Source organism: Kitasatospora sp. NPDC007106, from assembly GCF_040634455.1.
Taxonomy (GTDB): domain Bacteria; phylum Actinomycetota; class Actinomycetes; order Streptomycetales; family Streptomycetaceae; genus Kitasatospora; species Kitasatospora arboriphila.
On sequence record NZ_JBEYFP010000318.1, the window covers coordinates 1 to 6,680 of the forward strand.

Annotated in this window: 9 protein-coding genes; 7 read left to right on the forward strand and 2 right to left on the reverse strand. The window is 72.2% G+C overall.

What is annotated here, in order from left to right; genetic code table 11:
* Nucleotides 1-299 precede the first annotated feature (299 nt).
* A complete protein-coding gene (locus tag ABZ641_RS21985) occupies nt 300-728 on the forward strand; it encodes a VOC family protein (RefSeq protein WP_344625382.1) in 429 nt (142 codons plus the stop codon).
* Nucleotides 729-745: 17 nt separating this feature from the next.
* Here the strand turns inward: ABZ641_RS21985 and ABZ641_RS21990 are convergent, their stop codons facing one another.
* Entirely contained in the window at nt 746-1,663 is a 918-nt protein-coding gene (locus ABZ641_RS21990) for a hypothetical protein (protein ID WP_359984148.1), read from the reverse strand.
* 176 nt (nt 1,664-1,839) lie between these two features.
* On the opposite strand from ABZ641_RS21990, the gene ABZ641_RS21995 reads away from it, so the two are divergent.
* From ABZ641_RS21995 to ABZ641_RS22015, 5 genes are all read left to right on the forward strand, one after another.
* The gene (locus ABZ641_RS21995; RefSeq protein ID WP_359984151.1) at nt 1,840-2,460 is read left to right on the forward strand and encodes a DUF4328 domain-containing protein; all 621 of its coding nucleotides are present in this window, start codon (nt 1,840-1,842) and stop codon (nt 2,458-2,460) included.
* A 4-nt stretch (nt 2,461-2,464) separates the two neighbouring features.
* Entirely contained in the window at nt 2,465-2,959 is a 495-nt protein-coding gene (locus ABZ641_RS22000) for a hypothetical protein (protein ID WP_344625379.1), read from the forward strand.
* A gap of 247 nt (nt 2,960-3,206) precedes the next feature.
* On the forward strand, nt 3,207-3,626 hold the full coding sequence (locus ABZ641_RS22005; RefSeq protein ID WP_359984153.1) for a hypothetical protein: 420 nt from the start codon (nt 3,207-3,209) through the stop codon (nt 3,624-3,626).
* 175 nt (nt 3,627-3,801) lie between these two features.
* Nucleotides 3,802-3,963 carry a hypothetical protein gene (locus tag ABZ641_RS22010; RefSeq protein WP_359984156.1) on the forward strand — a complete coding sequence of 54 codons (162 nt, stop codon included), beginning with the start codon at nt 3,802-3,804 and terminating at the stop codon, nt 3,961-3,963.
* An 801-nt stretch (nt 3,964-4,764) separates the two neighbouring features.
* A complete protein-coding gene (locus tag ABZ641_RS22015) occupies nt 4,765-5,160 on the forward strand; it encodes a hypothetical protein (RefSeq protein WP_344625376.1) in 396 nt (131 codons plus the stop codon).
* A gap of 150 nt (nt 5,161-5,310) precedes the next feature.
* Here the strand turns inward: ABZ641_RS22015 and lexA are convergent, their stop codons facing one another.
* Nucleotides 5,311-5,967 carry a transcriptional repressor LexA gene (gene lexA / locus ABZ641_RS22020; RefSeq protein WP_344625375.1) on the reverse strand — a complete coding sequence of 219 codons (657 nt, stop codon included), beginning with the start codon at nt 5,965-5,967 and terminating at the stop codon, nt 5,311-5,313.
* 457 nt (nt 5,968-6,424) lie between these two features.
* Here lexA and ABZ641_RS22025 point away from each other — a divergent pair.
* Nucleotides 6,425-6,680: hypothetical protein (locus ABZ641_RS22025; protein WP_359984159.1), on the forward strand; the 256-nt coding region annotated here is incomplete at its 3' end.

Here is a 6,680-nt window from a genome sequence, read left to right on the forward strand (position 1 = left end):
CACAGCCTGCCAAGGGCCGCCGGTGCTGCGAGTCGGAGATGAAGCGCATGGTGCGGGCCTTTCGGGATGCCTTCGGCGGGCGTCCCTAGGCCATGCGGGGGAGGGAGGCCCGACCTGTCACAGTGTTGATCGGTCTCACCTCCTCGGATTCGCAACGGCGCACGGCGGCACAGAAGGTATCACGAGAGGTGTCACGAGACGATCGGGCCCGCATGCCGCCGCCCGCACCGACCATTCCCACCAACCTTCGGACATCCAGCGGGAATTGAGCGGAATGATCAACCTGCTAGGGTGGCCCGATGGCATCGGTCAGGCAGGTTCAGGTCACGTTCGACTGCGCGGATCCCGAGCGCGTCGCCCGTTTCTGGTGCGAGGTGCTGGGGTACGTCGTACCGCCGCCGCCGGAGGGGTTCGACACGTGGGACGACTACCACCGCTCCCGGCCGGCCGAGGACCGGGGCGCCTGGTTCGCGTGCAGCGACCCGACGGGGGCGGGCCCGCGGCTGTACTTCCAGCGCGTTCCCGAGGGCAAGGTCGTCAAGAACCGCGTCCACCTCGACGTGCGGGTCGGCACCGGCCTCGTGGGTGAGGAGCGCCTGGCCGTGCTGGAGGCCGAATGCACGCGACTGCTGGCGCTCGGCGCGGTGCGCGAACGCCTGCTGTACGACGGCAACGACGCCTGCATCGTCATGCAGGACGTCGAGGGCAACGAGTTCTGCCTCGACTGACCGTCCTCCGATCGGGCTCAGCGGGGACGACGGCGCAGCGCCAGCACCCCGCCGACCGCCACTGCGGCCAGCGCCGCGAGCAGACCGATCACCCACGGCAGTGCGGAACTTCCGTTCGCGGCGGGCGTGGTGGCCAGCGGGACGACGGCCGGTGATGCCGCCACCGGCGGCGTCGGGCTCGGCGAGGACATCGGGCTCCCGCCCGGCGACGGCGGGGCGGACACCGACGGCGAGGACGGCGCCGAGGGCGACGGTGAGCCGGACGGTGCCTGGGACGGCGAGCCGGGCGTCCCGGCCGCTCCCGGCGTACGGGATGTGCTCACCCGCGGGCTCGGCGTGTCGGTCGCGCCGCCGCCGGTGGCCCGGGAGGGCTCCCGGGCGGGGGTGCCACCGGTGAACTCGTAGCTCACACTGCCCATCGTGGTGCCTCTGACCATCCCGCACGGCCCGTCCATGTAGGCGTAGGCGCCGAGTTCGTACAGACCGTCGGGGCTGCCCACGGGCATCGACAGGGTCTCGTGCAGCACGTGGACACCGCGGGTCAGCCTCCCGAACTCCACACGGGTGGAGACCCAGGTGCCGAGGTCTCCGGGCCGGGTGGCCGGCCGCCAGGTGAACGAGAACCGGTGCGACGGGCCGCCGTCCACGCTCAGCGAGACCGTCGGCGGCCGACCGGGCGTGTAACCGCCCTGCTGCCGCACCGGGATGACCATCGTTTCGAACGCGCTGGAGCTCTGGTCGGGGGCGTCGAGATGCATCCTGTTGTCGATCGTCAGCGAATTCCCCATCCGCACCTTGGGAACGCTGCCGGTCACACCGTCGATCTTGTAGGTGCCGCCCGCCTCCGGCGTGCACCCGTCCGCGTGCGCCACGCCTGCACCGGTCGCCGCACACAGGGACATCGCAAGGGCCAGCGTCAGGCCGCGTCTCGTCATGGCCCCGCATCATAGGGGCCGCCCGACCGTACTTCTGACAGCGGTACCGCCGCAGCACCCTTTCCCTTCACCCCCCCTGCATTCAGCCTGCCGGTGGACAGTTCGAGCACGTGCTCCTATCCTGATCGATCTCTGCGCGTGACCAGCACCGCAGGCGTGATTGGTGGGGACACGCAGTGAACTCTGAACCCGGTCGTGATGACGCGCGCCCGCGCGCCCTGGCCTACAGCGGACCGGTCGCCGACCCCCGCCGACTGGCCCTGGCCGCCCAGGTGCTGATCGGCGTACAGACCGCCGCACAGCTGGCCGTGGCGCTGGCCGGCGGCACCGAGTCGGAGTTCTTCGCACAATTCGCGCCGATCTCCATGCCGCTGTTCCTCGCCACCGTCGTCGTGTTCCTCTGCTGGTTCCGGCGCTGCCGCCTCAATGCCGAACTCTTCGCGCCCGGAACCCACAAGTACTCGGCGGGACTTGCCGTCGGTGCATGGTTCATCCCCGGGGCGATGTGGTGGATTCCGCGCCGGATCGCACTGGACGTCTGGCGCGCGACCTCCCCCGCCGGCGGAACGTGGTTGATCAACGCCTGGTGGGCGGCGTGGCTCGCCAAGACCGTCGGCGGCGTCGTCGCCCTGCGACTCGGTGCCCGGCCCTACGGCTATTCGCCCTACGACGCGGCGGCCGACATCGTCGCCGCGATTCTGGCCGTCCTGGTGATCCGGAAAGTGACTTACCGTCAGGACAGCAAGGTGCGCGCCGATCTGGATGCTCTGCCGTTCACCAGGACGGCCCGAGTCTGACGTCGTGTCCGGTTCACAGGTGGAGTCCGGTCTGGCGAAAACAATCTGGAGCGATGCCGACTTCGACGCGATGGGATGGCATCACGTCACCGTCCACGGCCTCTGCGTTCAGCCGGGTGCCGTGGACGGTTCGCTGCCGCGCCTGCTGCCGGACATCGACTACATCGTCCGCTGGGTGCATCCGGTGGCGCCGGAGACGCACTTCACCCTCTGGATCGCGCCGTCCACGCTCGTGTTCGAGGACGTCCGGGACGTCGAGGGCGACCTCGGCTTCAAGGGGCTGGCCTTGAGCCTCGACATCGACCGCCTGCGGCGCTCGGCCGCCCAGGACGGCGGCGGCGACCTGCGGTGGCACCTCGAAGGCCACTTCTTCGAGCTCGACTTCCACGCTTCCGGCTTCAAGCAGTACCTCCGCCGGCCACCCCGGCATTCGCGTCGGCTCGCCCTGACACACGCCGAACGTGGCGGCGTCTGCTTCGCGGAGACCGCCTTCGCCTGAGTCCTGCACTCCGGACCTGCCGGCGGGCGGTCGAACCCGGCACCACGACCCCCGAGGCCGGTCAAGTACCCGCCAGAGCGGGCATGGTGGGGTGATCACGATTCGGTTCCGTTCTCCGTGCACGGCCGGTCCGGCTGGGATGCTCGCGGGCATGGCTGACGACACCGATGCATTGGCCGCTGCGGCTGCACCACCCGGCGCTCCGCCGCCCGCCTCCCCACCGGTCGGACCGCAACGAGCGGCACGCGTGCCCGGTCGGCGCACTGCGGGCGTGGTCGGCTTCGTGGCCGGTGCGGCGGCGGTCGGTCTGGTGTGGGGCATCGGCTCCGGCAGTTCGGCGTTCGCCGGGATGTTCTCGCTCAGCGGCACCGTGACGCTGCCGACCGGACTGACGCCCACGTCCGGCGAGTGCACCGGCACCGGCGGATACGCCGGCATCGCGCAGCACACGGCCGTCGCCGTCTACGACGACCGCGGCAAGCTCCTCGCCACCAGCACCCTCGGCCCCGGTCGGTCGTCGAAGGTGGCCCAGTGCGACTTCCCCGTCGAGATCGCCGACGTCCCGAAGGGCGGGGCGTACTACCAGGTCGAGCTCGACCACCGGGTGCGGTTCAACGTGCCGCGCGACCGGGCGGAAGGCGGTCCGTTCCGCGTCGCGCTCCAGTGACCCGGGCACGGCCCGGTGCGAGCCCGACGCAGGCCCGCCCCGCCGGGACGCATGCGTGACATCGATCTCGCGCGCCCTCCGGTGAAACCCGAGCGCCCGTCGAGGCGTGTACCCCTCCGGAAGATCCGATGGAGGGGGGCCGTCGTGCGACAACATCAGCCACGGCTGCATCGGCATGGTCGACTCCGAGGCCGGCGACGACGACTCACCCGCCGGCAAGGTCTACGCCGCCTCCCTGGTCGGCGACGTCGTCATCATCCGCAACTCCGTCAAGAAGCAGCCCCTCGACCCCGCCAACGGCCTCAGCGGCTGGACCATGCCCTGGTCCCAGTGGTGACGGATGGCGGCGCCAGGTGCCGGGGCCGGTCCTGCGGAGGTGGTCACGGGCGGCTCCAGGTCCGGCACACGGGCTCGTGCCAGGTCGTGCGGATGACCGTGCCGCCCTGCGAGATGCGCTCGCTCGACCAGGTCCGGCAGCACCGGCCGCCGCTGCCCGGCCCGGCGTTCGGGGGTCGCTCGGCACGGCCCTGAGCGGTGCGGACCGGCGCGGTGCGGACCGCCGCGGTGTGGGCCGCCGCAGTGTGGGCCGGAGCGGTGTGGACCGACGTGGCGGGGGTGGGGGCGGAGGGCGCGGAGGGCGCGGCGGGACGGCGGCGACGAGGGCGGCGGCGGCTGTTCGTGGATGTCGTCATGCCGCAGGCTCTGCCCGCCCGGGAGGTCCCACGAACCCGTCCTTCACTCGAACGGAGTAACGCGCGGCGGAGCGGCGACGTCCGTCCACGCCATGTGCCCACAGGGGACATTGATCTGTCTTTCCGTCAGTTTCGTGGCCCGAACACCGGCTCGACCCAGCGGTCGTACTCCGTCCAGCAGTCCTGGCTGCACCGCAGCCACTGGTCCCGCCCCTGCTCGACGCCTGGGACGCGTACCTCTCCCTGGGCGGGCGCGGCAGTGCGCGCCTCGCCCGCGGCGGGCGGTCCGTCCAACGGCTCTGACGGTGCGGACGCCGGGGCGAACCCGGGGCACGCGATCGGGCGTTCGACCCGTTCCGCCGTCCCGGCGACACTCAGGCGACACTCCGGGGGCGATCCGTGCGGCGGTCGCGGGCCGGTCGTGGCGGCGCCGGTACGGTGACCGGATGAACCCGCCGATCATCGACTCGAAGCCGGTCCTCCGGCACACCGACCTGCTCGCCGCCGGCCTGCGCGAGGCGGCAGCGACCCGGATCACCGAGCTGCGCCGGGCCCTCGGCCCAGTGCCGGCCGGGTCGGCCGATCGGCACCGCTGGGAACTGCTCCTCGACGACGGCCGTCGGCGCCTCCTCGCCGAGCACGACGACCTGGTCCGCCTCCGGGACGCCGCCGGCCGGGCCTGGTCCGAGGACCGGTTGGCCGACCTGGTGGGCCTCGCCCGACGCTACCGCCGGGACCTGCGGCTCGGCGACGACCTCGTGGACGCGGCCCGCCGGATCGCCGCCTTCACCGACGCCCACCCCGACTGGGGCCGCGGGATCCGCCTCCCCGCCTCCCGGTAGTGGCGGCAACGGGCCGATCCACGGCCCCGTCCCGACGGTCAGCCACCTGCGTTCCGCGTCACGCCGGTTGATCTCCGCGCCTGACGATCCGGCGGGCAGCCCGCCGGTCGGGGGGCCGGTGTCGGCCCCCGCCTGCTCGGTGCGTGCGGGTCAGAGCCTGCGCAGCACGGTGACGACCTTGCCGAGGATGGTGGCGCGGTCGGCGGGGATCGGCTCGAAGCCGGAGTTGTGGGGCATCAGCCAGCTGCGGTTGCCTTCGCGGCGGAGCCGCTTGACGGTGGCTTCGCCGTCGATCATGGCGGCGACGATGTCACCGGGGTCCGCGGTGGGCTGACTGCGGACGACCGCCCAGTCGCCGTCGCAGATCGCGGCACCGGTCATGCTGTGGCCGACGACCCGCAGCATGAACACGTCGCCGGTGCCGGTGAGCCTGCGCGGGAGGGTGAAGACGTCCTCGGTGTCCTGTTCGGCGAGGACGGGCCGGCCTGCGGAGATCCGGCCGACGACGGGGACGTCGACCAAGCCGGCGTCCTCGCTCTCACGGATCGGCGGTTCGTATCCGGCCTTGCCGCGCACCCGGTAGGCGCGGGGGATGTGCGGGTCGCGCAGGAGCAGGCCCTTGCGTTCCAGCGCACCGAGTTGGTGGGCGACGGAGGACGTGGAGCTCAGGCCGACGGCCTGGCCTATCTCCCGCATGCTCGGCGGGTAGCCCCGCTCGGCCGCGGCGGTGGCGACGTAGTCGAGGATGGCCCGCTGCCGGTCGGTCAGCCGGTCCGGATGACGTCCCGGCGGATTCGCAATGCTCATGCCGGACCCCTTCCGTCGATCCTGATTCGGACTCTAATCGCATCGTCGGGTCTTAGGAATCATCAGCCGGTCCGACGCGAGCCGCGGCCGCCCGGCGCGGCTGCGGCTACGGCTACGGCTACGCCTGGGGGGCGGCATCCCCGATGCCGGATCAGCGGCCGACCGGGACGGGAGCGACGTGGCCCGTCGCGGGGCACGGTCCGCGCAGGGCCGATCCGACGTCGCCCGAGGCCGCCCGACGACGATCGGCGCAGGTCAGCGCAGGTCGGCGCTGTTGGGAGACCCGGGGCCGGACCGGCTCCGCGGGCGAGTCGACCTCACGCCCGGCCCGAGGCGATATCGAATCCGCCAATTCTATGTAAGGAATTTTCTATGCCATGTGTGATTTTTGCGCACCGCTTGTTACGATGTCGTGAGCAGCAGGCCGCCGCCACGGCCGATGGAACTGGAGCCGGCCATGACACTCGCCTCCGCGTCCCGCACGAGCACGCACACCTGGACGGTCCGCACGACCGACGTCGCCGCGTTCACTCCGCCGCCGCTGCCGGTCTGGCTGGTCAGCATCCCCACCACCGCCTCCGACGGCCGCCAGGGGGTGCAGCTGTTCGCCGTACCGGCGTCCTCCGCCCACGACGCGATCGGCCTGGCGACCCTCCGCGCCGCCACGGCCGGCTCCGCGGCCCGCCGGCGGGGTGCCGCGCTCGACCTCGACC

Bases quoted from the DNA above. Each gene is read 5' to 3' on its own strand.
- ABZ641_RS22015 (WP_344625376.1), top strand. From the start codon at position 4,765: ATGAACCCGCCGATCATCGACTCGAAGCCGGTCCTCCGGCACACCGAC.
- ABZ641_RS22010 (WP_359984156.1), top strand. From the start codon at position 3,802: ATGGTCGACTCCGAGGCCGGCGACGACGACTCACCCGCCGGCAAGGTC.
- ABZ641_RS21990 (WP_359984148.1), bottom strand. From the start codon at position 1,663: ATGACGAGACGCGGCCTGACGCTGGCCCTTGCGATGTCCCTGTGTGCG.
- lexA (WP_344625375.1), bottom strand. From the start codon at position 5,967: ATGAGCATTGCGAATCCGCCGGGACGTCATCCGGACCGGCTGACCGAC.
- ABZ641_RS21985 (WP_344625382.1), top strand. From the start codon at position 300: ATGGCATCGGTCAGGCAGGTTCAGGTCACGTTCGACTGCGCGGATCCC.